At 67.4% G+C, this 24,383-nt stretch carries 29 protein-coding genes and 1 tRNA gene; 8 read left to right on the top strand and 22 right to left on the bottom strand.

Going from position 1 to position 24,383, the window contains the following annotated elements:
- From maiA to rplM, 5 genes are all read right to left on the bottom strand, one after another.
- Complete coding sequence (gene maiA / locus ACXJJ9_RS00470; protein WP_457096128.1) at nucleotides 1-660, bottom strand: maleylacetoacetate isomerase; 660 nt, start codon at nucleotides 658-660, stop codon at nucleotides 1-3.
- Nucleotides 661-779: 119 nt separating this feature from the next.
- Nucleotides 780-1,766 (bottom strand): fumarylacetoacetate hydrolase family protein, encoded by a 987-nt coding sequence (locus ACXJJ9_RS00465; RefSeq protein WP_457095344.1) that lies wholly within the window; start codon nucleotides 1,764-1,766, stop codon nucleotides 780-782.
- Nucleotides 1,767-1,925: 159 nt separating this feature from the next.
- Nucleotides 1,926-2,000 (bottom strand) — tRNA-Gln (locus ACXJJ9_RS00460).
- A gap of 27 nt (nucleotides 2,001-2,027) precedes the next feature.
- Nucleotides 2,028-2,420, bottom strand: a complete 393-nt coding sequence (gene rpsI, locus ACXJJ9_RS00455; RefSeq protein ID WP_310056038.1) for a 30S ribosomal protein S9 — start codon at nucleotides 2,418-2,420, stop codon at nucleotides 2,028-2,030.
- An 11-nt stretch (nucleotides 2,421-2,431) separates the two neighbouring features.
- The gene (rplM, locus tag ACXJJ9_RS00450; protein ID WP_310056037.1) at nucleotides 2,432-2,860 is read right to left on the bottom strand and encodes a 50S ribosomal protein L13; all 429 of its coding nucleotides are present in this window, start codon (nucleotides 2,858-2,860) and stop codon (nucleotides 2,432-2,434) included.
- A 165-nt stretch (nucleotides 2,861-3,025) separates the two neighbouring features.
- Here rplM and ACXJJ9_RS00445 point away from each other — a divergent pair, with 165 nt between their 5' ends.
- Both ACXJJ9_RS00445 and coq7 read left to right on the top strand, forming a co-directional pair.
- On the top strand, nucleotides 3,026-4,180 hold the full coding sequence (locus ACXJJ9_RS00445) for a (Fe-S)-binding protein (protein WP_457095343.1): 1,155 nt from the start codon (nucleotides 3,026-3,028) through the stop codon (nucleotides 4,178-4,180).
- 22 nt (nucleotides 4,181-4,202) lie between these two features.
- A complete protein-coding gene (gene coq7 / locus ACXJJ9_RS00440; RefSeq protein ID WP_457095342.1) occupies nucleotides 4,203-4,844 on the top strand; it encodes a 2-polyprenyl-3-methyl-6-methoxy-1,4-benzoquinone monooxygenase in 642 nt (213 codons plus the stop codon).
- 113 nt (nucleotides 4,845-4,957) lie between these two features.
- On the opposite strand, the gene speD is transcribed toward coq7, so the two are convergent.
- The gene (gene speD / locus ACXJJ9_RS00435; protein WP_187712885.1) at nucleotides 4,958-5,749 is read right to left on the bottom strand and encodes an adenosylmethionine decarboxylase; all 792 of its coding nucleotides are present in this window, start codon (nucleotides 5,747-5,749) and stop codon (nucleotides 4,958-4,960) included.
- Nucleotides 5,750-6,031: 282 nt separating this feature from the next.
- Here speD and crp point away from each other — a divergent pair, with 282 nt between their 5' ends.
- The 3 genes from crp to ACXJJ9_RS00420 are packed head-to-tail and all read left to right on the top strand — an operon-like array spanning nucleotide 6,032 to nucleotide 7,528.
- Nucleotides 6,032-6,667: a cAMP-activated global transcriptional regulator CRP gene (crp, locus tag ACXJJ9_RS00430; RefSeq protein ID WP_310056308.1), complete on the top strand. Its 636-nt coding sequence runs from the start codon at nucleotides 6,032-6,034 to the stop codon at nucleotides 6,665-6,667.
- Between the two features lie 3 nt (nucleotides 6,668-6,670).
- The gene (locus tag ACXJJ9_RS00425) at nucleotides 6,671-7,132 is read left to right on the top strand and encodes a GNAT family N-acetyltransferase (protein ID WP_310056029.1); all 462 of its coding nucleotides are present in this window, start codon (nucleotides 6,671-6,673) and stop codon (nucleotides 7,130-7,132) included.
- A gap of 24 nt (nucleotides 7,133-7,156) precedes the next feature.
- Nucleotides 7,157-7,528 (top strand): TFIIB-type zinc ribbon-containing protein, encoded by a 372-nt coding sequence (locus tag ACXJJ9_RS00420; RefSeq protein WP_457095341.1) that lies wholly within the window; start codon nucleotides 7,157-7,159, stop codon nucleotides 7,526-7,528.
- 32 nt (nucleotides 7,529-7,560) lie between these two features.
- Here the strand turns inward: ACXJJ9_RS00420 and ACXJJ9_RS00415 are convergent, their stop codons facing one another.
- The 12 genes from ACXJJ9_RS00415 to ACXJJ9_RS00360 all read right to left on the bottom strand — a co-directional run bounded on the left by ACXJJ9_RS00415 (nucleotide 7,561) and on the right by ACXJJ9_RS00360 (nucleotide 17,741).
- On the bottom strand, nucleotides 7,561-8,295 hold the full coding sequence (locus ACXJJ9_RS00415) for a haloacid dehalogenase-like hydrolase (protein WP_457095340.1): 735 nt from the start codon (nucleotides 8,293-8,295) through the stop codon (nucleotides 7,561-7,563).
- Complete coding sequence (trpC, locus tag ACXJJ9_RS00410; protein ID WP_457095339.1) at nucleotides 8,292-9,083, bottom strand: indole-3-glycerol phosphate synthase TrpC; 792 nt, start codon at nucleotides 9,081-9,083, stop codon at nucleotides 8,292-8,294. The genes ACXJJ9_RS00415 and trpC overlap by 4 nt, the downstream gene beginning before the upstream one ends.
- Nucleotides 9,084-9,188: 105 nt before the next feature.
- Entirely contained in the window at nucleotides 9,189-9,536 is a 348-nt protein-coding gene (locus tag ACXJJ9_RS00405; protein ID WP_457095338.1) for an antibiotic biosynthesis monooxygenase family protein, read from the bottom strand.
- Nucleotides 9,533-10,573, bottom strand: coding sequence for an anthranilate phosphoribosyltransferase (gene trpD, locus ACXJJ9_RS00400; protein WP_457095337.1), 1,041 nt, complete (start codon nucleotides 10,571-10,573; stop codon nucleotides 9,533-9,535). The genes ACXJJ9_RS00405 and trpD overlap by 4 nt, the downstream gene beginning before the upstream one ends.
- 72 nt (nucleotides 10,574-10,645) lie before the next feature.
- Nucleotides 10,646-11,224 (bottom strand): anthranilate synthase component II, encoded by a 579-nt coding sequence (locus tag ACXJJ9_RS00395; RefSeq protein WP_457095336.1) that lies wholly within the window; start codon nucleotides 11,222-11,224, stop codon nucleotides 10,646-10,648.
- Between the two features lie 86 nt (nucleotides 11,225-11,310).
- Nucleotides 11,311-12,711 (bottom strand): ATP-binding protein, encoded by a 1,401-nt coding sequence (locus tag ACXJJ9_RS00390; RefSeq protein ID WP_457095335.1) that lies wholly within the window; start codon nucleotides 12,709-12,711, stop codon nucleotides 11,311-11,313.
- Nucleotides 12,708-13,385 carry a winged helix-turn-helix domain-containing protein gene (locus ACXJJ9_RS00385; protein ID WP_457095334.1) on the bottom strand — a complete coding sequence of 226 codons (678 nt, stop codon included), beginning with the start codon at nucleotides 13,383-13,385 and terminating at the stop codon, nucleotides 12,708-12,710. Before ACXJJ9_RS00385 ends, ACXJJ9_RS00390 begins: the two co-directional genes overlap by 4 nt.
- A 99-nt stretch (nucleotides 13,386-13,484) precedes the next feature.
- The gene (locus ACXJJ9_RS00380) at nucleotides 13,485-13,700 is read right to left on the bottom strand and encodes a hypothetical protein (RefSeq protein WP_457095333.1); all 216 of its coding nucleotides are present in this window, start codon (nucleotides 13,698-13,700) and stop codon (nucleotides 13,485-13,487) included.
- Nucleotides 13,701-14,104: 404 nt separating this feature from the next.
- On the bottom strand, nucleotides 14,105-14,806 hold the full coding sequence (locus ACXJJ9_RS00375) for a hypothetical protein (protein WP_457095332.1): 702 nt from the start codon (nucleotides 14,804-14,806) through the stop codon (nucleotides 14,105-14,107).
- 196 nt (nucleotides 14,807-15,002) lie between these two features.
- A complete protein-coding gene (gene trpE / locus ACXJJ9_RS00370) occupies nucleotides 15,003-16,496 on the bottom strand; it encodes an anthranilate synthase component I (RefSeq protein WP_457095331.1) in 1,494 nt (497 codons plus the stop codon).
- 233 nt (nucleotides 16,497-16,729) lie between these two features.
- Nucleotides 16,730-17,401, bottom strand: a complete 672-nt coding sequence (rpe, locus tag ACXJJ9_RS00365; protein WP_457095330.1) for a ribulose-phosphate 3-epimerase — start codon at nucleotides 17,399-17,401, stop codon at nucleotides 16,730-16,732.
- A gap of 7 nt (nucleotides 17,402-17,408) precedes the next feature.
- A complete protein-coding gene (locus tag ACXJJ9_RS00360) occupies nucleotides 17,409-17,741 on the bottom strand; it encodes a J domain-containing protein (protein WP_310055990.1) in 333 nt (110 codons plus the stop codon).
- 230 nt (nucleotides 17,742-17,971) lie between these two features.
- Between ACXJJ9_RS00360 and ACXJJ9_RS00355 the strand changes: the two genes are divergently transcribed.
- The 3 genes from ACXJJ9_RS00355 to ACXJJ9_RS00345 all read left to right on the top strand — a co-directional run bounded on the left by ACXJJ9_RS00355 (nucleotide 17,972) and on the right by ACXJJ9_RS00345 (nucleotide 20,434).
- Nucleotides 17,972-18,919 (top strand): phosphoribosylaminoimidazolesuccinocarboxamide synthase, encoded by a 948-nt coding sequence (locus tag ACXJJ9_RS00355; protein WP_457095329.1) that lies wholly within the window; start codon nucleotides 17,972-17,974, stop codon nucleotides 18,917-18,919.
- Between the two features lie 115 nt (nucleotides 18,920-19,034).
- On the top strand, nucleotides 19,035-19,514 hold the full coding sequence (locus tag ACXJJ9_RS00350) for an Mpo1 family 2-hydroxy fatty acid dioxygenase (protein WP_457095328.1): 480 nt from the start codon (nucleotides 19,035-19,037) through the stop codon (nucleotides 19,512-19,514).
- Between the two features lie 32 nt (nucleotides 19,515-19,546).
- Nucleotides 19,547-20,434 (top strand): DMT family transporter, encoded by an 888-nt coding sequence (locus ACXJJ9_RS00345; protein ID WP_457095327.1) that lies wholly within the window; start codon nucleotides 19,547-19,549, stop codon nucleotides 20,432-20,434.
- 5 nt (nucleotides 20,435-20,439) lie between these two features.
- Here ACXJJ9_RS00345 and ACXJJ9_RS00340 read toward each other — a convergent pair whose 3' ends face one another.
- From ACXJJ9_RS00340 to ACXJJ9_RS00325, 4 genes are all read right to left on the bottom strand, one after another.
- A complete protein-coding gene (locus tag ACXJJ9_RS00340) occupies nucleotides 20,440-21,318 on the bottom strand; it encodes an NAD-dependent epimerase/dehydratase family protein (protein ID WP_457095326.1) in 879 nt (292 codons plus the stop codon).
- On the bottom strand, nucleotides 21,315-22,550 hold the full coding sequence (gene nhaA / locus ACXJJ9_RS00335; RefSeq protein WP_457095325.1) for a Na+/H+ antiporter NhaA: 1,236 nt from the start codon (nucleotides 22,548-22,550) through the stop codon (nucleotides 21,315-21,317). Before nhaA ends, ACXJJ9_RS00340 begins: the two co-directional genes overlap by 4 nt.
- A gap of 3 nt (nucleotides 22,551-22,553) precedes the next feature.
- Nucleotides 22,554-23,582: a sodium:calcium antiporter gene (locus ACXJJ9_RS00330; RefSeq protein ID WP_457095324.1), complete on the bottom strand. Its 1,029-nt coding sequence runs from the start codon at nucleotides 23,580-23,582 to the stop codon at nucleotides 22,554-22,556.
- Between the two features lie 107 nt (nucleotides 23,583-23,689).
- Nucleotides 23,690-24,334, bottom strand: coding sequence for a hypothetical protein (locus tag ACXJJ9_RS00325; protein WP_457095323.1), 645 nt, complete (start codon nucleotides 24,332-24,334; stop codon nucleotides 23,690-23,692).
- Nucleotides 24,335-24,383 lie beyond the last annotated feature (49 nt).

Here is a 24,383-nt window from a genome sequence, read left to right as displayed (position 1 = left end):
CTACGCGGGTTTGTCCGGCTGCATTTCCGGACGCGCCAGGTCGAATGCGGGCAGCTGCAGGCAGGCCTTCTCGATCCGCGCGATGGTAGGGAACTGCGCCACGTCGATGCCGAAGCGACGCGCGTTGTAGACCTGCGGGATCAGGCAGCAGTCGGCAATGGTCGGCGTTTCGCCCTCGCAGTACTGGCCGGTCGAGAGGTGGTCGTTGAGCATCGCCTCGATCGCCCCGAAGCCCTCGTTGATCCAATGGCGCACCCAGACATCGCGTTCGGGCTGCGGCACGTTCCATTCGTGCTCGAAATACTGCAACACGCGCAGATTGTTGAGCGGATGGATGTCGCAGGCTATCGCCTGTGCGAGCGCGCGGGCGCGCTGGCGCGAGCGCGCCGTGACGGGCAGCAGCGGGCGCATGGGCCAGGTCTCATCGAGGTACTCCAGGATGGCCAGCGACTGCCGCAATTGACGGCTGCCATGCTGCAGCACCGGCACCAGCCCCTGGGGGTTGATCCGGCGGTATTCGTCGGTGCGCTGTTCGCCGCCGTCGCGCAGCAGGTGGATGGGCACGATCTCGTAAGGCAGGCCCTTGAGATTCAGGCCGATCCGCACGCGGTAGGCGGCGCTGGAGCGCCAGTACGAATACAGCCGCAACTGATCGGTGATGCGCGCGTCTTCCACGTCCCCTTCCCCTGTACGTCGGCCCGATGGGTCGCCGGGATGACCAACCTTAGCGGGCGCGGCCGACGGCAGTCATCCTTCCGCCGGCCTGCCAGCGCCGCCGGTCAGGCCGACTGGAGCTCGATGCGTTGCTCGATGGCCCCGAACACGTCGCTGCCGTCGCGCGCCTTCATTTCGATGCGCACGACGTCGCCGAACTTCATGAAGGGCGTGATCGGCTTGCCTGTTTCCAGCGTCTCCACGGTCCGGCGCTCGGCGAAGCACGAGGCCCCGAGGCTGGTGTCTTCATTGGCCACCGTGCCGGAACCGACGATCGTGCCGGCCGACAGCGGACGCGTCTTCGCCGCATGCGCCACCAACTGGGCGAAATTGAACTGCATGTCGACCCCGGCCTCGGGCGCACCGAACCATTCGCCGTTGATGTGGGTGAGCAGCGGCAGATGCACCTTGCAGTCTTGCCACGCAGCGCCAAGCTCGTCCGGCGTGACGAAGACCGGCGACAGCGCCGAACGCGGCTTGGACTGCAGGAAGCCGAAGCCCTTGCCGAGCTCGGCCGGAATCAGGTTGCGCAGGCTCACGTCATTGACCAGGCCCACCAGCTGGATGTGCGCGGCCGCGACTTCCGGCGTCACTGCCATCGGCACATCGTCGGTGACGATCACGACTTCGGCTTCGAGATCGATGCCGTAGTCTTCGCTCACGACGCGCACCGGATCGCGCGGGCCATAGAAGCCGGCGCTGACGGCCTGGTACATCAGCGGATCGGTGTAGAAGCTTTCCGGCACCTCCGCGCCACGCGCACGGCGCACGCGCTCCACGTGAGGCAGATAGGCGCTGCCATCGACGAATTCGTAGGCACGCGGCAGCGGTGCGGCGAGCGCGGACATGTCGAGGTCGAAGGCGCCTTCGGCGCTGCCTTCGTTCAATGCATCGGACAGCGCATTGAGGCGAGGCGCTGCATTGGACCAGTCCTCGAGCGCGCGCTGCAGGGTGTCGGCGATGCCGGTGGCCTTGACCGCACGCTTGAGGTCGCGCGACACGACAATGAGGGTGCCGTCACGGCCGCCTTCCTTGAGGGAACCGAGCTTCATCTGTGACTCCGGATTTCTGCGCCGCAGCGCGATAGTTGCAATTGTAACTTAGGCGGAAACAGCGTCGCGGGTGAGCTTATGCCGTGCAACGCATGCCGCGAAACTCGCGACGAAATCGCAGACAACAAAAAACCCGCCTTGCGGCGGGTTCCTTGTGTTTGGCAGCCCCGGATGGATTCGAACCACCGAATGCCTGAGTCAGAGTCAGGTGCCTTACCGCTTGGCGACGGGGCTATGAAGCTGTTTCTGCAGTTCCGAATATTAGCGCTTCGAGAACTGGGTGGCACGACGTGCCTTGTGCAGACCGACCTTCTTACGCTCGACTTCGCGGGCGTCGCGGGTCATGAAGCCGGCCTTGCGCAGCTCGGACTTCAGCGATTCATCGTACTCGACCAGCGCGCGGGCGATGCCCAGGCGGATCGCACCGGCCTGGCCGGTGATGCCGCCGCCGGCGACGGTGATCGTGACGTCGAACTTGTCGCCCGACTTGGTCAGCTCAAGCGGCTGGCGCACGATCATGCGCGCGGTTTCGCGGCCGAAGAACTCGTCGATCGGACGCTGGTTGATGGTGATCTTGCCGTCGCCCTTGCGCAGGAACACGCGGGCGGTGGAGGACTTGCGACGGCCGGTGCCGTAATTCTGCTGGAGTGCCATGTGTCGTTACCTTAGAAGTCCAGCGGCTGCGGCTGCTGTGCGGTGTGCGGGTGTTCGGCGCCCTTGTAGACCTTGAGCTTGCGATACATCGCACGGCCCAGCGGATTCTTGGGGAGCATGCCCTTCACGGCGATCTCGATGACGCGCTCCGGATGGCGCTCGAGCGCCTGGCCGAGGGTCTCGGACTTCAGGTTGCCGATGTAGCCGGTGAACCGGTAGTACATCTTGTCCTGCAGCTTGTTGCCGGTCACGGCGATCTTTTCGGCGTTGATCACCACGAGGTAATCGCCGGTGTCGACGTGCGGGGTATAGACGGGCTTGTGCTTGCCTCGCAGGCGGCGGGCGAGCTCGGAGGCGAGGCGACCGAGGGTCTTGCCTTCGGCATCGACGACGTACCAGTCGCGCTGGACGGTCTCGTTCTTGGCGGTAAAAGTCTTCATGACTGCTCTACTTAGGGGGTACCTGGTCGGGCTGATTCAGCGCGGGATCCCGTGGATCGACCGGCGGAACTTCGCCTCGCGTTTGGGCGGAACGAAAAGAAGCGGGATCATAACGGCCCTGCCCCGCCACCGCAAGCCCGGGGACCCCGGTGCTAGCATCCGGCCATGCCTGCGGCCCTCCGTCCTGTCACTGCCGCCTCCCCTCCGGACCGGCTGCTGGCCCTGGCCGACCGCTGCGTCCAGTGCGGCCTGTGCCTGCCGGCCTGCCCGACCTACGGCCTGGAGCGCGAAGAAGCCGAATCGCCCCGCGGCCGCATCGCCCTGGCGCGGGCCTGGACCTTGGGCACGATCCCCCCGACCGACATTTCCGACAGCCATCTGGACCACTGCCTGGGTTGCCGCAGCTGTGAAGCGGTATGCCCGGCCGGCGTGGAGTATGGGGAACTGCTGGTCGAGGCGCGCACCCGCCAGCGCGCCAGGCGCGGCGCGGGCTGGCGGCAGGCGGCGATGGAACGGCTGGCGGCGCGCCCGCGGCTGCTCGGAGCGCTCCTCAGCCTGTACGGCTGGCTATTCCCCGTGCTGCCGAAATCCCTGCGGCCACTTCCGCGTCCCGCCCGCGTCGCCCGGAAAGCGGCATCGGCCACGCCTTCGATGCCGCCCACCGAGCCTGTCGCACTGTTTGTCGGATGCATCGCGCGACCTTATGAAAGCGCCGTGCGCGACGCCGCCGTGCGCCTGTGCGCCGCGGCCGGTGCGCGCATGCACGTTCCGCCAGCGCAGACCTGTTGCGGAGCGCTGCATGCGCACGCGGGCTCGCCGAGCCAACACCTGGCGGCGATCAACCGCGCCGCTTTTTCCGGCTGTGGCACCGTGCTCACGCTGGCCAGTGGATGTCATGAGGCAGTGGCGCAGGCGCTATCCGGCGTGGCCGCGACCGTGGACGGCCTGGCGTTCCTGCACCAGCGCGCTGGCGCCATCCAGTTCGCCGAATGCAGGGAGCGCATCGCCTTGCACCTGCCCTGCACCCAGCGCCACGTCGTCAAGTCGGTGGCGGCGCTGCGTGGCCTGCTCGCCCGCATCCCCGGGCTGGAGGTCATCGAATTGACCGCCGGTTACGGCTGCTGCGGCGCTGCCGGCACGCAGATGCTGTTGGACCCCGAGCGCGCTGCCGCCTATCGCTCCCCGCTGCTCGAACAATTCGAACGTAGCGGCGCCACCCGCCTGCTCAGTGCCAACATCGGCTGTCGCCTGCACCTGGCGAACGCGACGGCGAAACCGGTCCAGCACCCGCTGGAATTCCTCGCCGCCTGCCTCGCCTGATCCGGGCGTTAAACTGCGACCCATGAATGCACGCGCCCTTACTCCGTTCGACCGCCTGCTGATCGATGCACAGAACGCGCTGGACACCATCTTCGGTGCCCCGCCCGCGCAGCGCGCGAACCCGGCGATCGGCGAGCCCGACGTCGTCCTCGACGATGCCGAACGCCGCCACGCCGCCGGACTGATGCGCATCAACCATGTCGGCGAAGTCTGCGCACAGGCGCTGTATGTCGGCCAGGCCGCAGTGGCGCGGGACGACGCCACCCGCGCGCACCTGCTCGAAGCCGCCCAGGAAGAAACCGACCACCTCGCCTGGTGCGCGCAACGACTGGATGAACTGGACAGCCGCCCCAGCCTGCTCAACCCGGTGTGGTATGCCGGCAGCTATGCGATCGGAGCGCTGGCCGGCCTGCGCGGCGACGGCTGGAACCTGGGGTTCGTGGTCGAGACCGAGCGCCAGGTCGAGGCCCATCTCGACGAGCACCTGCAGACGCTGCCGCCGGCCGACGGGCGCAGCCGCGCGATCCTGGAAGTCATGAAAGCCGACGAAGCCCGCCATGCCGACAATGCCCAGGCGCAGGGGGCGCGTGCCTTGCCGCAACCGGTGCCGACGCTGATGGCGATGGCGTCGAACCTGATGAAGACGATCGCGTATCGCATCTGATCCCGCTTGCCGCTTTTGCTCGTCATCCCGGCGAAAGCCGGGATGACGAGCAAAGGAAGCGCAAAGAAAAGGCCGGCAATGCCGGCCCTTTTTCTACACATCTGCGCTTCCGGTCAGTCGACCAGGTTGCGGCCGTGGTACAGCTCTTCGATCTCCCGCTTCAGGCGCGCTTCGATCTTCATGCGCTCCTTGAACGACAGGTTCTTGGCCTTCTCCTCGAACAGATAGGTATCGAGGTCGAACTCCTTCAGGTGCATCTTCGTGTGGAAGATGTTTTCCTGGTAGACGTTCACGTCGAGCATCTCGTAGCGCGACTTGATGTTCTTGGCCAGGTAGTCCTGGATCGAGTTGATCTTGTGGTCGATGAAGTGCTTCTTGCCCTTGATGTCGCGGGTGAAGCCGCGCACGCGGTAGTCCATCACCACGATGTCGGATTCCAGGCTCTCGATCAGGTAGTTCAGGGCCTTCAGCGGCGAGATCACGCCACAGGTGGCGACGTCGATGTCGGCGCGGAAGGTCGCGATGCCGTTGTCCGGGTGGGTCTCCGGATAGGTGTGCACGGTGATGTGCGACTTGTCCATGTGCGCGACCACGGCTTCCGAGATCACGCCCTTGGCGTCGGCCTTGTCGATGACCGGCTGCTCGGAGATCAGGATCGTCACCGAGGCGCCCTGCGGGTCGTAGTCCTGGCGGGCGATGTTGAGGATGTTGGCGCCGATGATGTCGGCCACATCGGTCAGGATCTGGGTCAGGCGGTCGGCGTTGTAGGCCTCGTCGATATACTCGATGTAGCGCTTGCGCTCGTCCTCGGAGGCGGCGAAGCACACGTCGTAGATGTTGAACGAGAGCGCCTTGGTGAGGTTGTTGAAGCCTTGGAGCTTCAGGCGCGGCAGCGGCTTGACCAATGTCTTGTCCAGGTCGGGCGGCGGGGGGCCGCGCTTGCGAGGGCGCGATTATGCGGCAATCGGAACACGGGGGCCAAACCAGCCACGCGCGTGGCGCCGGAAGGCGGCCGTGGCGCCCCCGGGAACCGGAACTGGGACATCGGTCGTCATTCCGGTGACCACCAGCGGCAATATCCGGCACTATTTGCCCATGCCCCGGCTTGGCCCTAAGCTCCGCCGGTTCCTAATCAATTCAACTGGTCGATATCCGTGATAGCCCTGCGCAAGACCAACAGCCCGTTGATGCCGGACAGCGCCACCATCGAGCGCTTCCTCGCACACTGCCACCGCCGCCGCTATCCCTCCCGCACCGACGTGTTCCGCCCGGGCGACCCGGCAAACACCATCTATTACCTGATCTCCGGCTCGGTCAGCATCATCACCGAGGAAGACGACGGCCGTGAGCTGGTCCTGGGCTACCTCGGCCCGGGCGAGTTCATTGGCGAACTCGGCCTGTTCGTCGAGAGCGAGCGCCGCGAAGTCGTGTTGCGTACCCGCACCCCGTGCGAGTTGGCCGAGATCGGCCACGAACGCTTCTACGACCTGCTGCTGACCCGCCTGGCCACGGACGCCCCGAAGCTGCTCTACCAGATCGGCGCGCAGATCTCGAAGCGCCTGCTCGACACCAGCCGCAAGGCCGGTCGCCTGGCCTTCCTCGACGTCACCGACCGCATCGTCCGGGCGCTGCACGACCTGTCCCGCGAACCGGAGGCGATGAGCCACCCGCAGGGCACGCAGATCCGGGTGTCGCGCCAGGAGCTTTCACGCCTGGTCGGCTGCTCGCGCGAGATGGCCGGCCGCGTGCTGAAGAAGCTCCAGGCGGACGGCAAGCTGCACGCCCGCGGCAAGACCGTCGTCCTCTACGGCACGCGCGACTGAGCAATGGGTAGGCTGGCCGGCTCGTCCACCACGACGGTGCGCATCCGCCCAGCCCAGATCGGCGATGCCAACGACGTCGCCGGCCTGCTCGACGCACTCGGCTATCCCTGCACGCGCGAGGACGCCGCCGAGCGCATCTCGCGCGTCCTGCACGATCCGCGGCTGTTCCTCGTGGTCGCCGAGATCGAGGGCGCGGTTTGTGGGTTGATGTCGCTCGACATCCGCTACTCGATCACCCGTGGCGCCGACCTCGGCCGCATCACGGCGCTGGTGGTGTCGGCCAATTGCAGCCGCCAGGGCATCGGCCGCCGGCTGTTGCGTGAAGCCGAGGCCATCGCGCGCCGCGCCCACGTGGCCCGCATCGAGGTCACCAGCAATGTCCGCCGTGAAGCCGCCCATGCGTTCTACCTAGGGTGCGGCTACAGCGAAGGCTCCAGGCATTTCATCAAGCTACTGGGCGACTGAGCACCGCCCGACAGGAAGCGATCCATGCAGTGTCCGAAATGCCACTCGGTGATGGCACCCGTCACTCACTCGGGTTGCATCGTGCACCGGTGCACGCAGTGCGCCGGCCTGTGGTTCGAGCCGCTCGACCATGAGCGCCTCAAGGATGCCGCTGCGGAGATCGACACCGGGGATGCCGAAGTCGGCGCCCGGTACAACCACATCGACCGCATCGAGTGCCCCCGGTGCGCGCACTGGCGGCTGATCCGCATGGTCGATGCGCAGCAGCCGCACATCTGGTTCGAGAGCTGCAAGCACTGCTACGGCCGTTTCTACGATGCGGGCGAGTTCCGCGATTTCGCCGACCACTCCCTGGCCAAGTTCTTCGATGACCTGACAGCCCCGGAACGCGAGTGAGCCGCGGACGGCCACTGCGCGGCACGAAGGTGCTAGCCGGGGATCGCGTCCCCGCCGCGCTTGCGGCAGCCCCAGTTGAGGATCGGCGTACCGGCAGGAAGCACGCGGCGGAACATCTCCACGCGCCCGGGCTTCGGGTTCACCACCACCGGCTTGCGCGCGGCGCGCAGCAGCGGCAGGTCGGCGCTGCTGTCGGAATAGGCCACGGCGACTTCGTCGCGGAAGCCCGCCTCGCGCAACATCGTCATCTTCATCTCGTTGTGGCAGTGGCGCTTCGCGCCGAGGCCGCCCAGGCGCGGGCCCACCTGCGTGCCAACCACGGGAACGTCCTCGTGGGCGACGAAAGCCAGGATTGCGCGCGCCAGTTCCGGCGGCGCTCCGGTCGCGACCACCACGCGGTCGCCCGCTTCGCGATGACGATGCAGGACATCGATGCCGATGGGCAGCAGGCGCTCCCTGATCTTCCCGGCATGCGTGGCGACATAGCGGTCGATGAGCGCGTCGAGCTCGCGCGGGCGATGGAAGCCCACCGTCCCTGCCCACACGAATGCGCTGACCCCGAAGCGTCGCGTCGGCAGTAAGGCCACCAGTGGGAGGAACAGCGGCAGCATCGGCAATGCCAGCAGTCGCCGCCACCAGCTGCGCCGGATCAGCCATGCGAACAGGTGACTACCGGAATCGCCGTCGTACAGGGTGTGGTCGAAGTCGAAGACGACCAGCGGGGCGCCGGCCTGTGCCCTCGGATACTGCCTGCCCTTGATGCTCATGCGGCGAACAGGCGCTTGAGCGCCGCACCCGGATCGGCTTCACGCATGAACGTCTCGCCGATGAGGAAGGCATTCACGCCGGCGGCGCGCATCTTCTTCACGTCGTCACGCGCGGCGATGCCGCTTTCGGTGACGAGGATGCGATCGCGCGGCACCGCATCCTGCAACATCAAGGTTGTGTCGAGCGAAACCTCGAATGTGCGCAGGTTGCGGTTGTTCACGCCGATCAATTCGCAATCGGTCTGCAGCGCGCGCTCAAGCTCGTCGACATCGTGGACCTCCACCAGCACGTCCATGTCCAGCTCGCCGGCAAGATTGGCCAGCTCGACCAACTGCGCGTCCTCCAGCGCGGCGACGATCAGTAGGATGCAGTCGGCGCCGATCATGCGCGCCTCGTAGACCTGGTAGGGATCGACGATGAAGTCCTTGCGGATCACCGGCAGCCGGCAGGCGCTGCGCGCCTCGCTGAGGTACAGGTTGCTGCCCTGGAAGAAATCGACGTCGGTGAGCACCGACAGGCAGGCCGCGCCACCCGCTTCATAGCTACGCGCGATCTCGGACGGCCGGAAGTCGGCACGGATCACGCCCTTGGAGGGACTGGCCTTCTTCACTTCCGCGATCACGGCGGCATCGCCGGCATCCAGCTTGTTGCGGATCGCCCTGACGAAGCCGCGCGTGGCCGGCTGGTTCAGCGCACGCGCGCGCAGTTCCGACAACGGTCGCACGCGGCTGCGCTGTTCGATTTCCTCGGCCTTGCGCGCGAGGATGGTGGTGAGGATGTCGGTCATTGGGGGAAATTGTAGTTTCTTTGCGGCGCCGGTCTGGGCGAGGCCATGGAACAAGGCGCTATGGTTTGCCTTGGCCAGCCGCCGGCGCGGCATTTATCAATCCGATTACCTAGCCGTACCGAGGGCCGGCTTTCCATATGCGCGCGCGACCTTGGCCACGCGCAGCTCGAAATGTTCGTACCAGTGCTTGCGACCGTGCGCGCGGGTGGCGGCGTGCTCGGCCTGGTACTTCCAGGCACCGATCGCGGCTTCGCTTTCCCAGTAGGACACGGTGATGCCGAAGCCGTCGGCGCCGCGTACCGATTCCGCGCCGAGGAAGCCCGGCTGCTGCGCGGCCAGTTCCAGCATGCGTTCGGCGGCCGCCGCATATCCGGCCTCGTCGTCGCCGTTGCGCTGTGAGGAGAAGATCACGGCGAAGTACGGTGGCTCGGGGAGTTTGGCGAAACCGTTCATGCCTTGCCCCCGGCGAGTTCCTGCGTGATGGCGATGAATTGTTCCAGTTTCGCGCGGGCGGCACCGGACGCGATGGCGTCGCGCGCCCTGGCGATGCCGTCGCCGATCGAATCGGCCACGCCCGCCGCATACAGCGCCGCGCCGGCGTTGAGCGCCACGATCTCCAGCGGCAGCCCCGGCTTGTTGCCGAGCGCATCCAGCAGCATCGCCTTCGATTCGACCGCATTGGCCACGCGCAGGTTGCGCGAGGCGGCCATGGCGATGCCGAAATCTTCCGGATGCACTTCGTATTCGCGCACGACGCCGTCGCGCAGTTCGCCCACGAGCGTGGCCGCACCCAGCGACATCTCGTCCATGCCGTCGCGACCCCACACCACCAGCGCGCGTTGCGCGCCCAGCTCCTGCAGGACGCGCACCTGGATGCCGACGAGGTCGGGATGGAACACGCCCATCAGGATGCTGGACGCATTGGCCGGGTTGGTCAGCGGACCCAGGATGTTGAAGATGGTGCGCACGCCCATCTCGCCGCGCACCGGGGCGACCGCCTTCATCGCCGGATGGTGCACCGGCGCGAACATGAAGCCGATGCCGCAACGCTCGATGCATTGCGCCACCTGCTCGGGCTGCAGCTCGATGCTTGCGCCGAGGGCTTCCAGCACGTCGGCCGCACCCGACTTCGACGAAACGCTGCGATTGCCGTGCTTGGCCACGCGGGCGCCCGCCGCCGCAGCTACGAACATCGACGCGGTGGAAATGTTGAATGTGTGCGCGCCGTCGCCGCCGGTGCCGACGATGTCGACGAGGTGGGTGCGATCGGCAACGTGGACGGGACGTGCGAATTCACGCAGCACGGTGGCGGCGCCGGCGATCTCGCCCACGGTTTCCTTCTTTACCCGCAGGCCGGTGAGGATCGCCGCGGTCATCGTCGGCGATACCTCGCCGCGCATGATCTGCCGCATCAGATCGACCATCTCGTCATGGAAGATCTCGCGGTGCTCGATGGTGCGCTGCAGGGCTTCTTGCGGGGTGATGGGCATTGCGGCTTCTGTCTGCGTGGATTGCCGTACCGGGTTTGCGGGTGGAATACCCCTCGCCGCCGGGGTGCGGTTCTATCGTTCGAGGAAGTTCTTCAGCAGCGCATGCCCATGCTCGGTCAGGATCGACTCGGGATGGAACTGCACGCCCTCGACGGGATGCTCGCGATGGCGCAGGCCCATGATCTCGTCGAAGGAGCCGTCGTCACTGTCGGTCCACGCGGTGACTTCGAGGCTGCCGGGCAAGGTGTCGCGCGCGACCACCAGCGAGTGGTACCGCGTCGCTTCATAGGCATCCGGCAATCCGGCGAATACGCCCTGCCCGCCGTGGCGGATGCGCGATGTCTTGCCGTGCATGATGGTCTTGGCGCGGACCACGTCGCCGCCGTAGGCCTGGCCGATGCTCTGGTGGCCGAGGCAGACCCCGAGGATGGGCACGCGTGCGCCGAGCTGCCTGATTACATCCACGGAAACGCCCGCCTCGTTCGGTGTGCAGGGGCCGGGGGAAATCACGATGCGCTCGGGCGCCAGCGCCTCGATCTGCGCCACCGACAGCTCGTCGTTGCGCACCACCTTCACCTCTGCGCCCAGCGTCTGCAGGTACTGCACGAGGTTGAAGGTGAAACTGTCGTAGTTGTCGATCATCAACAGCATGGAACTGCCTGCTTCCGGTGCCGCGGCGGGGGCGCGGACGGGCCGGCAGGATATCGCATGCACCTGCCCGGTGCCGGTGGCCGGCCTTATGAAACTTCGCTTTGCGGGGCCGCCGATGCAGCCGACGGCAGGATCACGCGCACCCGCAATCCCGGCTCGTGATCCAGCAACACCACGCGGCCGCCATGCCGTTGCACGATCGCGCGCACCAGGCTCAGGCCCAGCCCGCTGCCGGGTGAACCCCGATGGCCTTCCAGGCGCTGGAAACGGTCGAAGACGCGCTCGCGATCGCCTTCCGGGATCCCGGGACCACGATCATCGACCTGCAGCACCACGCCTTCGGTCGTGGCATGCGACGACACTGCGACGACGCTCCCGGCCGGCGCATATTTCACGGCGTTGTCGAGCAGGTTGACCGATGCCTGGAAGAGCTGGTCGCGGTCGCCGTGTACCCACGCGGGACGCAGGTCGGAAGCCAGCCGGATTCCGCGTTCGCCGGCGCTGGGTGTGTACAGCTCAATCGCGTCCGCAACCAGCGCGGACAGGTCGAGCAATGGATCATCTTTCGCGGGTGCCTGTGCTTCGATGCGTGCCAGTCGCAACAACGCACCGAACGACTGCAGCAGCTGATCTGTTTCGGCGATCGCGCCATCGAGCGCGGCTCCCTGGGCGGTGCCAACGGGCTGCTGGCGGAGACCTTCCAGGCGGTTGCGCAGCCGGGTCAGGGGCGTGCGCAGGTCGTGGGCGATGTGGTCGGTGGCATGGCGCACCCCGCCGAGCAGTTCCTCGATGCGATCGAGCATGCCGTTGAAACGGCGCGCGAGCCGGTCGAAGGCATCGCCGCTGTGATCGAGCGGCACCCGCAGTGCGAGCTCGCCGCCGCCCACGCGCTCGGCCGTGGCGTCGAGGCTGCGCAGGCGTCGGGATACCCACCGCGACGTGAGCCAGCCGATCAATGCACCGAGCGTGGCGGCGAACACCAGTGCGACCAGCGCCGTGTGCTGCATCAAAGCGAGGAAGCGGTCCTGCGAGCGCAGTCGCAATCCGGCCAACAACATATCGCCGCCGGCCAGCGGCTGCAGGTAGGCGACCACGTGCAGCGGGGCATCGTCGCCGTCCTGCGAAAGCAGCCGCTCGTCGAACTCGATCCAGCGCGCGCCCCGCCGGTAATGCGGCAGCGTGGTGAAGCTGCCCATGAGCAGCTGGCCACGCGGCGACACCAGTGCGTACACGGCATCGGGGTCTTCCGGCTCCGCCAGACGGCGCTGCAATTCCTCGAGCAGCGTCTTGCGCCCGTCTTCGCGATACACGTCGAGCAGGCCGGCCGCGTCGTTGCGCACCAGTTCGCGTGCGTCCTGCAGCAGCAGGGTCGAAACGGCGTAGTAGACACCGGCCCCGAGCAATACGAACGCGAGCAGGAAGGCGGCCATCACCACCAGCGCAAGTCGCGTGCTGGTGGAAAGCGCATGGTTGTTGGCCGGGGTCATTCGCCCAGCCGGTAGCCGGCGCCGCGAACGGTATGCAGCAATGGCCGCGCGAAGCCGTGGTCGATCTTCTGCCGCAGCCGGCTGATGTGCACGTCGATGACGTTGGTCTGCGGATCGAAGTGGTAGTCCCACACCGCCTCGAGCAGCATGGTGCGCGTGACCACGCGATCGGCCTGGCGCATGAGGTATTCGAGCAGGCGGAACTCGCGCGGCTGCAGTTCGATGCGCCGATCGCCGCGACGCGCCTCGCGGCTGAGCAGGTCGAGCTCGAGGTCGCCCACGCGCAGGCGGGTCGGCTCACGCTCGTCGCCCGCGCGGCTGCGGCGCACGATGCTGTCGAGGCGCGCGCTCAGCTCGGAATAGGCAAACGGTTTGGCCAGGTAGTCGTCGGCGCCGGCGCGCAGGCCCTCGACGCGGTGGTCCACTTCCCCCAGCGCCGTCAGCAGCACCAGCGGCGTGCGATTGCCGGCGCCGCGCAGGGTCTGCAGCACGACCAGGCCATCGAGGCCCGGCAGCATGCGGTCGAGCACGATCGCGTCGTAGGTTTCGGTGGTGGCCAGGAACAGGCCCTGCTTGCCGTCCTCGGCATGGTCGAGCACATGGCCGTCCTCGCGCAGGCCCTTGCCTATGAAGGCCGCGGTGTGGGGATCGTCTTCGACCAGCAGGACGCGCATGTCACCTCCCGGATGAAAAAGGATACCCCGCCGAAAACCTTCGACGGGGTATCCCGCCCGCATCCACTTACGGGCGTCGGGGACAGATCAGCTCTTCGATCAGCTCTTCTTGGCGTCGCTGCTTGCGGGCGCCTTGTCGGACTTCACGTCCTTCTTGGCCTTGGCCATGTGCTTGTGCTTGGTGACCTTGGCTGGCGCGGTGGAGTTGGCCGGCGTGGTCGAGGAGGCAGGCGTGGTGGCGGGCGGTGCGGCAAGGGCCGTGCCCGCGAAGGCGCTCAGAGCGGCGGCGAACAGGATCTTGCGATAGTCGTTCATGGTGGCTCCTGGATGAAGGTCTGGGTTGCCGGTGGGGCGTATCCCCATCGCAGCGACAGGTTGCGCTCCCGGGCTTCACCGGCGCCTTTCCGCGCCATGAACGATCCGTAATGTTTCTGGCGCGCATTGCATGCGATGCACGGAAGCGGTCGCGCCACCCGGACCTGGCGTCGCCTTGTGGCTGGCCCTTGGCCCCATCAGGCCTGCGCATGGCGTCGGAGGGATTCGGCCGCAAAAAAAGGGCGACCCATCGCGCTGCCTCCGTGGCGACGGCTCACGGTGCAGACGCAAAGGCCTCGGGCTGGTTTCCAGATCGGTACGCGCGGTTCTTGTTGCAGGTGGGCGAGCGACGCGACGTACCGATGCAGCGATAGCGCCGGCACGCCGCGCGTAACGCAGTCGCCCTACCCCACGCTTCCGCCTCGGCGCAGCGGCACCGGGGCCGTGGCAATGCGGCTCTTGAGCTCCGCCAGCTCGCCCGGCAGCACCACCAGGTAATGGATCAGTTGCTCGGCGAGTTCGAGCAGGTTTTCGGCGGTGACCTTGTCGATCGCGGCTTCGTCCTCGAACTGCCGGCCGAACGCGCCATCGGGCGCCATCAGGTGCGAGATGTCCTGCAACGGCCGGGTCAGGTCGATATCGCGCGGCAAGGTCTCGAGCTGGCGTGGCAGCGGCAGGTCGCGCTTCTCCGCGGGCAGCAGGCGCGCGCACAGGCCTTCGAGCAGGTGTCGCACCGTCAGCGCGGTGGGGCCCCATTCGGCGTGGTTGTAGAGCTTCAGGGCCGAGTCGTACGTGCGTGCCAGCGGTCCGGACAAGGCGTGCAGATGCTGCGTGCCCGTCATGCATTCGCGTCCGCCCGGCGCCGGATAGGTGAAGAGCGTTTCCGGCTTGCAGTTGTTGAAGTCGTCGATCAGCTGCACCAGCAGGACCGGGCGCCCGCAGCGGGTGCAGCTCATTTCCGTGGCCACGACCTGGCCGCCATGCTCCTGCCAGGGCCGCGCCTCGAACATCGCCTTTGCATTGCAGCCCGGGCAGATCAGTTCGATCGCGCGGGCAAAGCCGTTGGCAAACCGGGCCTGGACGCTGGTGTCGGGAATCTGATGCATGGCGCACTCCCTCAAGTCACGCAATTGGCATGGGCATTATTTCAACCGGATGTTCCCCTGCACTCGCAGTGAACCGTTCCTCTTGTGAACAAAACGTTGAGGCACGCGCGGACCGGCCGGACAGGACAAGCCCGGGCGGACAAAAGCGGACGAACGGCAGGGGCGAAACGGACAGGCGCGCGGCCCGTCGACGCCGTCAGAGCCCGCGCGCGGCCTCGGCGACGGCACGGAACAGGGCGCGGCCCTTGCTCATCGTCTCCTCCCACTCCTTCGCCGGGTCGGAGTCGTAAACGATGCCGGCGCCGGCCTGCACGTGCAGGCGGCCGTCCTGGATGACGGCGGTGCGGATCGCGATCGCGGTGTCGGCGTCGCCGTGCCAGCCGATGTAGCCGACCGCCCCGGAATAGACGTTGCGGCGGATCGGTTCGAGCTCGCGGATCACTTCCAGTGCGCGGATCTTGGGTGCGCCACTGACCGTGCCGGCGGGGAATGTCGCACGCAGTACGTCGGCGTAGCTCAGGCCCGCCTTCAGCGTGCCGGTGACTTCGCTGACGATGTGCATGACGTGGCTGTAGCGCTCGATCACGAACTGCTCGCCCACCTCCACCGTGCCCGGCTCGCTGACGCGGCCGACATCGTTGCGGCCCAGGTCGATCAGCATCAGGTGCTCGGCGCGTTCCTTCGGATCGGCCAGCAGTTCGGCTTCCAGCGCCTGGTCCTGTTCGACCGTGGCGCCGCGCGGACGCGTGCCGGCGATCGGACGCACGGTGATCTCGTCGCCCATCAGGCGCACGAGGATTTCCGGCGACGAGCCCACGACCTGGGTGCCGCCCACATCGAGGAAGTACATGTACGGCGACGGATTCAACGCCCGCAGCGCGCGATAGACATCGACCGGGCGCGCCTTGAACGGCACGCTCAGGCGCTGGCTCAGCACGACCTGGAAGATGTCGCCGGCGCGGATCAGTTCCTTCGATTTCTCCACCGCATCGATGAAGCCCTCGCGGGTGAAGCCGGAGACGAAGTCCTCTTCCTCCAGGCCGTTGGGATCGCGTGTTTCCGGATAACCCTGGCCGCCCTGGCGCAGGCGGTGGGTCAATTCATCGAGCCGGCGCTGCGCACGCGCGAAGGCACGTTCCTCGCGCGGGTCGGCGTGGACGATCAGGTACAGGCGGCCCTTGAGATTGTCGAATACCGCCAGTTCCTCGCTGAGCATCAGCAGGATGTCGGGCGTACCCAGTTCGTCGGGCTTGTGCGATCCGTCCCGCTGCGGCGCGGCCAGGCGCGGCTCGATGTACTGCACGCACTCGAAACCGAACCAGCCGACCAGGCCGCCGGTGAAGCCCGGCAGGCCTTCGATCTTCGGCACCGAATGCGCGGTGCGCAGGCGCTCGACTTCGGTGAACGGATCCTCGACGACACGGCTTTCGACCAGCTCACCGTCTTCGGTCACGAACAGGGTGTGGCCGGCGAAGGCGTACACCCGCCGCGCCGGCAGGCCGATGATCGAGTAGCGGCCGAAGCGCTCGCCGCCTTCGACGGATTCGAACAGATAGGTATGCGGACCGTCGGCGAGCTTCAGGTACACCGACAGCGGTGTGTCGAGATCGGAAAAGACCTCGCGCACTACGGGAATGCGGGTATGGCCGGCCTCGGCAAGCTGGCGGAACTGGTCGGCGTCGAGCTGCATGCGGGGCAAACGCGGATCGCGCGGAAGGCGGCGGGGCAGTATGCCACCGCGGTGCAGGCCCCCGACCGGGGCGAGTGCCGCGGGCATAGAAGAATTCATCACATGGATGTCATCTTCCGCCGGGAAAATAGGAGGCCATTCCCAGGGACGACGGGCGGAGGCGGGATTGCCTCCAATCTTCAACGGCAGGCCGGCAACGGCCTGCCGTTTTCATTCACGGGATAGTTGCGCGCTCAGCGCACGCCGGCGACCGCTGCCTTCATCCTGGCGATGACGTCGGCGTAGTCCGGCGCGTTGAAGATCGCCGAACCCGCGACGAAGGTATCGGCGCCGGCGGCGGCGATTTCCGCGATGTTGTCGGCCTTCACCCCGCCATCGATCTCGAGCCGGATCGGCTTGCCGCTGCGGTCGATCATCGCGCGCACGCGGCGCAGCTTCTCCAACGCCGAGGGAATGAAGGACTGGCCGCCGAAACCGGGGTTCACCGACATCAGCAGGACCAGGTCGAGCTCCTCGAGCACGTAGTCGAGCACTTCCACCGGCGTTGCCGGGTTCAGCACGAGGCCCGCCTGGCAACCCGACGCCTTGATCAGCTGCACCGTGCGATGCACGTGCGCGCTGGCTTCGGGATGGAAGCTGATCAGCGAGGCGCCGGCCTTGGCGAAGTCGGGAACGATGCGGTCGACGGGCTGCACCATCAGGTGCACGTCGATCGGCGCGGTCACGCCGTGCTTGCGCAGCGCCTCGCACACCATCGGGCCGATGGTGAGGTTGGGCACGTAGTGGTTGTCCATCACGTCGAAGTGCACCCAGTCGGCGCCGGCCTTGAGCACGTGGTCGACCTCATCGCCGAGCCTGGCGAAGTTGGCGGAGAGGATGGACGGGGCGATCACGGTCGATTGCATGGCGTGCTTACTTCCTGCGCAGGGTCTGGATGCGGTCGTAGGCGGCGTTGATCTCGCGGGCCTTGGCCTCGGCCTGGCGGCGCAGCTCTTCCGCGGCGCCGGCCATGCGGTCGGGGTGGTACTGCGAGATCAGGCGGCGGTAGGCCAGGTCGATTTCGGCATCGCTGGCCTCGTCGGTCAGGCCGAGCACGGCGTAGGGGTTGTCGCGGCGCAGCCTGAACCAGTCGGTGTCGAAGGCATGCCCGATCAGCAGGCCGATCAGGGCCCCCAGCAGCGGATTGAACCGCAGCAGCTCGGCACCGGCGATGAAACCCAGCAATTTGCCGTACCAGCGTTTCATCGGGGCGGCTGCAAACACCGTTGGAATCGGGTGCGCAGTTTACGGCACCCCCAACTTGTTCGGCGGTCGCAGCCCGGCCCGGCGCAGCGCGCCGGGCGTTCGTCAGGCCGCGCACGCGGCCTGAGCTTACCCTGCAAGCCCCGCCCGACCGGCGTACACTTCCCGGCCCTGTCGCGCCCGCCCGCGCGATGCGCAGGCAGGCATGAGCCATTACGGCTGCTTTGCTGAGGATGTCTGCCTTGCCCACGACTGTGTCCCGTCCCTTCCTGCTGGAATCGGATCTGCCCGGCCTGACGCTGCGCCACCGCGGCAAGGTCCGCGACGTGTTCGACCTGCCCGGCGACCGCTTGCCCGCCGGCCATCCCGGCGATCACCTGCTCATGGTCGCGACCGACCGCCTCAGCGCGTTCGACGTGGTGCTGCCCGACCCTATTCCGGGCAAGGGCGAGATGCTGTGCCAGATCAGCAATTTCTGGTTCGGCCAGACCGAACACATCCTGCCCAACCACCTCACCGGCATCGCGGTGGAATCCGTGTTGCCGCCAGGCGTGGACGCTTCGCTGTATGCGAAGCGCTCGGTGGTGACCAAGCGGCTGAAGCCGGTGCCGGTGGAATGCATCGCGCGCGGCTTCGTGATCGGCAGCGGCTGGAAGGACTACCAGCGTACCGGCCGCATCAGCGGCATCGCCCTGCCCGACGGCCTGCGCCAGGCCGAGCAACTGGCCGAACCGATCTTCACCCCGTCGACCAAGGCCGCGGTCGGCGACCACGACGAGAACATCGATTTCGACACGGTCGTGCACACTATCGGCGCCGCACTCGCCGAACAGGTGCGCGACGCGACGCTGCGCCTGTACACCTTCGCGCGCAACTACGCCGCGCAGCGCGGCATCCTGCTGGCCGATACCAAGTTCGAGTTCGGCACCGATGCCGACGGCCGCCTGTACGTGATGGACGAGATGCTGACGCCGGATTCCTCGCGCTACTGGCCGGCCGACGAGTACCAGGTCGGCACCAGCCCGCCGAGCTACGACAAGCAGATCGTGCGCGACTACCTGGAGACGCTGGACTGGGACAAGCGCCCGCCGGGTCCGAAGCTGCCGCAGGAAGTGATCGACCGCACGCGCGCGCGCTATGCCGAGGCGCTGCAGAAGCTGGCGGGAATTTCCGTCGACTGATCGATGCGGGGCCGGCCACATGCTCCGGCCTCGCCGCGCGCAGCCGCGTGATGCGGCCGGCTGACAGCGCACATCCCCCGGCGTACAGTCGTTCGCATCCACAGGGGACTTTTCGATGAACGCGACCACCGACCGCCCGATCGACCGCTGGTTCGCCAGCTACTCCGGCGACCACCGCAACGAAACCAACCAGCTCATCCACGTGGTGTGCGTCCCCGCGATCCTGTGGAGCGTGGTCGCGCTGCTGTGGTGCCTGCCCGTGCCGACCGGCCTGTTCGTGCCGGGCACGTGGGCAGCACTCGCGATGTTCGCGGCCTGGATGTTCTATTACCGCGCATCGCGCCCGCTGGGCTTCGGCATGCTGGCCACGTTCGTGGTGATGGGTTTTCTCACCCGCTGGCTGTACGACAACCTCGGCCAGCTCGGTCTGCTGCGCGTGGCGATTGCGGTCTTCATCGTCGCCTGGATCGGCCAGTTCATCGGACACAAGATCGAGGGCAAGAAGCCCAGCTTCCTCACCGACCTCACCTACCTGCTGATCGGACCCGCATGGGTGCTGGCGAAGCTGTATCGCAAGCTCGGCTGGCGTTATTGAGGTTGTCACACGCGCCTTCGCCCTCGCCGGCCATGCCCGCCCGCGACATCGCCCTCGTCCTGCTGGTCTGCGTCGCCTGGGCCCTCAATTTCCTGATCTCCGCGCTGGCGCTGCGCGAGATCCAGCCGTTCCTGTTCACCGCGGTGCGCTTCGCCCTGCTGGCGTTGCCGCTGGCGTTCTTCCTCAAGCGCCCGGCACCCGGGCAATGGCTGCGGCTGGTCGCTGTCGCGCTGTGCGTGGGCGTGGTGCATTTCGGCCTGAGCTTCAGCGCGCTCAAGCTCGCCGGTGACCTGTCGTCGCCGGCGATCGTGATGCAGAGCTACGTGCCGATGACCGCGCTGCTGGCGTGGTGGCTGCTCGGCGAGCGCTTCGCCTGGCGCACCGGCGTGGCGATCGCGGTGAGCTTCGCGGGCGTGCTGGTGCTCGGCTTCGACCCGCTGGTGCTGGACCAGCCGATGTCCCTGCTGCTGATGCTGGTCTCGGCCGCGTTCCTCGCCATCGGCACGGTGCTGATGAAGGGCCTGCGCGGACTGGATGTCTTCAGCCAGCAAGGCTGGACGGCCGTTTTCAGCGTGCTGCCCCTGCTGGCGATCAGTGCGGCGGTCGAACCCGGCGCGCTGGCGCAACTGCCGCAGGTGAGCTGGGTCGCGTGGACAGGTGCGCTCTACGCCGCGTTCGTTTCATCGCTGCTTGGCCACGGCCTCTATTACGTGCTGGTGCAGCGGCATCCGGTGGCGCAGGTGACGCCGTGGCTGTTGCTGGTGCCGGTGCTCGCGGTGGCGCTGGGCATCGCGTTCTGGGGCGACCGCCCGGGACCGCGGCTGTGGCTGGGCGGCGCGATGGTGCTGGGCGGCGTGCTGATCATCGCGCTGCGGGCGATCGCGAAATCACGCGTGATTCCGGCCAGCGAAACCCCGTAGCGCGCTCAGACGATTTCCTCGATCTCATCGCGCGCCTCGAACATCCGCGCCGTGGGCCGGAACGCGCGCGGTGCATAGCCGAAGTCGCGGCGTGCCGGCGTGTCGTCGAATACCAGGTCCGTGCGCATGCGCCGCACCGCGGCTTCGCCCAATCCCGTGCCGCCTGCGAGTTTCGCGGCCGCCAGGGCGAGATTGAATAGCGGCGACGGCAGTTCCACCAGCGACGGCGGCGGCTCGAGCACGGCGAGCACGCGTTGCACCATCTCGCGATACGGCAAGGTCTCGCCCCCGGGCAACGCATAGGTCTGCCCGTGCGCCGCGGCGGTGCCGATCACCGCGAATGCCGCGGCGGCCAGGTCATCGACGTGCACCGGTTGGCGGCGTCCGGTGGCATTGCGCGGCAACGGAAAACGCCCCCAACGCTGCGCCAGGCGCGCGATGCGCGTCAGCGTGGCATCGCGTCCGGCGCCGTAGATCAGGGTCGGCCGCAGCAGCGTCGCCTGCGCCGAACGCAATGCGGCCGTGGCCAGCACACCTTCTTCGCCCGCGCGCAGGCGCTGGGCGACATCGCGCTCGCGCGGATCGGCCGAGCCGCGCTTCACGTCCACGCTGGTGGAGCCGAAGGCGACGATGCGATCGCATTCGATCCTGGCGGCGCCGTACCACTGTGCAAAGGCATCGAGGGGTCCACAGCTGACGATCGCATCCACCCGCACCGGCAATGCCGGCAGTGCACTCAAGTCCCCGCGCAACCACACCAGCCCCGTGCGTTCGTGCTGTGGCTGCCGCGACAACGCGGTGATGCGCCAGCCCTCGCGCAGCAACCTGCCCAGCAAGGGCCGCCCGATCTGGCCGCTGCCTCCGAACACCAGCGCGTGCTTCATTGCTCTCCCACGCCTCGTTCCGGCAGCACCGCGCGCAACCACGCGAACCCCAGCACCGCCGCCAATACCGACGCCCCCAGGATGCCCAGCACCGACTCGTCGTAACGCAGGCGGTCGTTGTAGGCCAGCGAGGCGATGAACAGGCTCATGGTGAAACCGATGCCGCACAGCGCACCCAGGCCGAACATCGCGCGCAGGTCCATTCCCTTCGGAAAACGTGCCCAGCCCATCGTGCGCATCAACAGCGCGGCGCCGACGATGCCGATCGGCTTGCCCAGCACGAGGCCCAATGCGATACCCAGCGGCAACGCCGCGAGCGCGTCCTTCATCTGCAATCCGCCCAGCACGAGGCCGGCGTTGGCAAAGGCGAAGACCGGCAGGATCGCGTATGCCACCCACGGATGCAGCGCGTGCTCCAGCGTCTCCAGCGGCGAATGCTCGATCTCATCCGGAATCGCGTTGCGCTTGTCGACATGCGGAATCATCAACCCGGTCGCCACGCCCGCGAGCGTCGCGTGCACGCCCGACTTCAGCACGCACACCCACAGCACCGCGCCCAGCAGCAGGTAAGGCCACAGCGCGGTGACCCTGGAGCGGTTGAGCAGCGTCATCGCCACCAGCACCAGGGCCGCGAGCCCGAGTGCGGCAAACGACATCCCGTGCGAATAGAACGCGGCGATGATCAGGATCGCGATCAGGTCGTCGACCACCGCAATCGTCGACAACAGCAGCTTCATGCCGACCGGCACGCGCGAACCAAGCAGCGCCAGCACGCCCAATGCGAAGGCGATGTCGGTGGCCGCCGGCACCGCCCAGCCGCGCATGGCCGGAGCATCGCCGTGGTTGAGCGCGGTGAACAACAGCGAGGGCACGAGTACGCCGGCGGTGGCACAGACCAGCGGCAGGATCAGCTGCTCCCGCCCCGCCAGCTGGCCAGTGAGACGTTCGCGTTTGATTTCCAGCGCCACCAGCAGGAAGAACACGGCCATCAGGCCATCGTTGATCCACAGCAGCAATGGCTTGGCGATGGCGACATCGCCGAAACCCAGCTTGAGATTGAAGCTGCGGAACGCTTCATAGCTGTCTTGCAGCGGCGAATTCGCCGCGACCAGCGCGAGCGCCGCAGCCGCGATCAGGGTGATGCCACCCGCCGCTTCCAGGCGGAAGAATTCGACCAGCGCAAGCAGGGCGCGCGGCAGACGACGCGCGGAGGCGGAATCCGGGCGACTCATTGCCTAGCCCGACTTGCCTGCCAGCAACAGCTCGAACGCGATCCAGACTCCATACGCGATCAGCAGCATTGCGCCCTCGCCCCTGGATACGCGCATTTCGCCGCTGAGCACCGGGTACAGCATCAGTGCGAACGCCAGGGCGGCCAACAGCTCGTAGCCCAGCGGCAGGGCGAAATGGCCCGGCGCCATTACCGTCATCGGCAACGCGAGCGCGCCGAAGGCCGCCATGCCGCCGACCACCACGAGGATGTTGAAGACACTGGCGCCGATCACATGGCCCATGACCATGTTGCCGTGGCCGCGCCGTGCCGCGGCGACCGCCGCCGCCACTTCCGGCAGCGCGGTACCGATCGCCACCGGCAGCAGGCCGGTCAACACCGGCGACAAGCCAAGGCCCTGGCCGATCACGGCGGCGCCGGAATCGGACACGTCCATGCCGAACAGCTTCATGCCGGCGCCGCCGACGATCAGTTTCGAGCCGATCCACACGAGGGCGGTGCCCAGGACGAAGCGCACCAGGTTCTGGCCGAGCATGGTGCTGGTCTGCCCGAACTCGCTGATCTGTTCGCGCACGTCCGCCGCTTCCTGGCGGGTGCGCGCCAGGGCGAAGAAAAACACCGCGACGAAGGCCAGCAGCAACAGGCAGCCTTCGACCCGCGACAAGGTGCCATCCGCGCCCAGCGCGAGTACCGCGATCGTGCCCAGCACCAGCACCAGCAGCAACGGGCGCAGCGCGCGCCAGCGCACCAGCAGCGGGGCCGCGAGCGCGGCGGCACCGAGGGTGAGGCCGATGTTGGCGACATTGCTGCCGACGGCATTGCCCAGCGCGAGTTCGCCCTGGCCGTGGTGGATCGCCACCAGGTTCACCGCCAGCTCCGGCAGCGAGGTGGCGAAGGCAACCAGCACCAGGCCGGTGGTGAACGGTGTGAGTCCCAAGCGCTGCGCCAGTCCCGCGGCGCCCTTGACGATCGAATCACCGCCCAGCGCCAACAGCACCAGACCCAATAAGAACAAGCCGATGGCTGTCAGCATTGCGTTGCCTCCGGAAGGGTTGCGGCGATCTTACGGGCTTTGGCGTGAGCGGGCTTTGTCGTGGGTGGGCTTTGCTTTGTAGTGACGCATGTCGCGCCGGTGCGCGATCAGCCACAGCCTTCCACGTAGTCGACCTGCGGTGGCATGCCCAGCCGCCACGCGGTGACCTTGCCCGACGCGTCGGTTTCGAACACCAGCACCGCGCCGCTCGCGGCGTCGGTATGGCGCAGGTACTTCGCGCCTTCGACGTACTTGTGCGGCTGCTCGACCAGGTCAGCGTAATGCTGGCCGATCTCGGCGGCGCTCATGCCCACCCGTCCGCCGCCCGGCGCGACGATGTCGGCGACATCCACGTCGAGGCGCGAGAAGCGCCGGTTCTCGATCATGAAGCCGATGCGGTGGCTGTCCTTCTGGTGCGGCTCGGGATACAGGTAGTAGCAACCCTGGGGATCACCGGGGCCTCCGGCCATGTCCTGGCCCCAGGCCATGCGCACTTCCTCGGCCGTCGCGCCGAACCTGGCCGGACCGAATCCGCTGTAGCCGATCGCGCCACTGGCGGGCATCGGCCCCGATGTCGCCTCGGGTGCCGGTGCGGCCGCCACCGGTTGTGGTGGCGGAGCGGAGTCCGGGGCAGCGGGTGTGGCCGGCTTCGCGGCGGCGGCGTCATGCGGGCGCTCCGTCCGATCGGAGGAGCAGGCCGCAAGCGCCAGCGCGATCGCCAGCAGCATGGGCCACATGGGGGTTTGGGTCATCGTCGTCCTCGTTCGCACAGCGCAGGTCCGCGGCAGTGTCGCCAGCGTC

Source organism: Lysobacter sp. P5_B9, assembly GCF_054049835.1.
The sequence above is the reverse complement of the archived record's forward strand: the minus strand, read 5'-3'. Positions and strand labels throughout refer to the sequence as shown.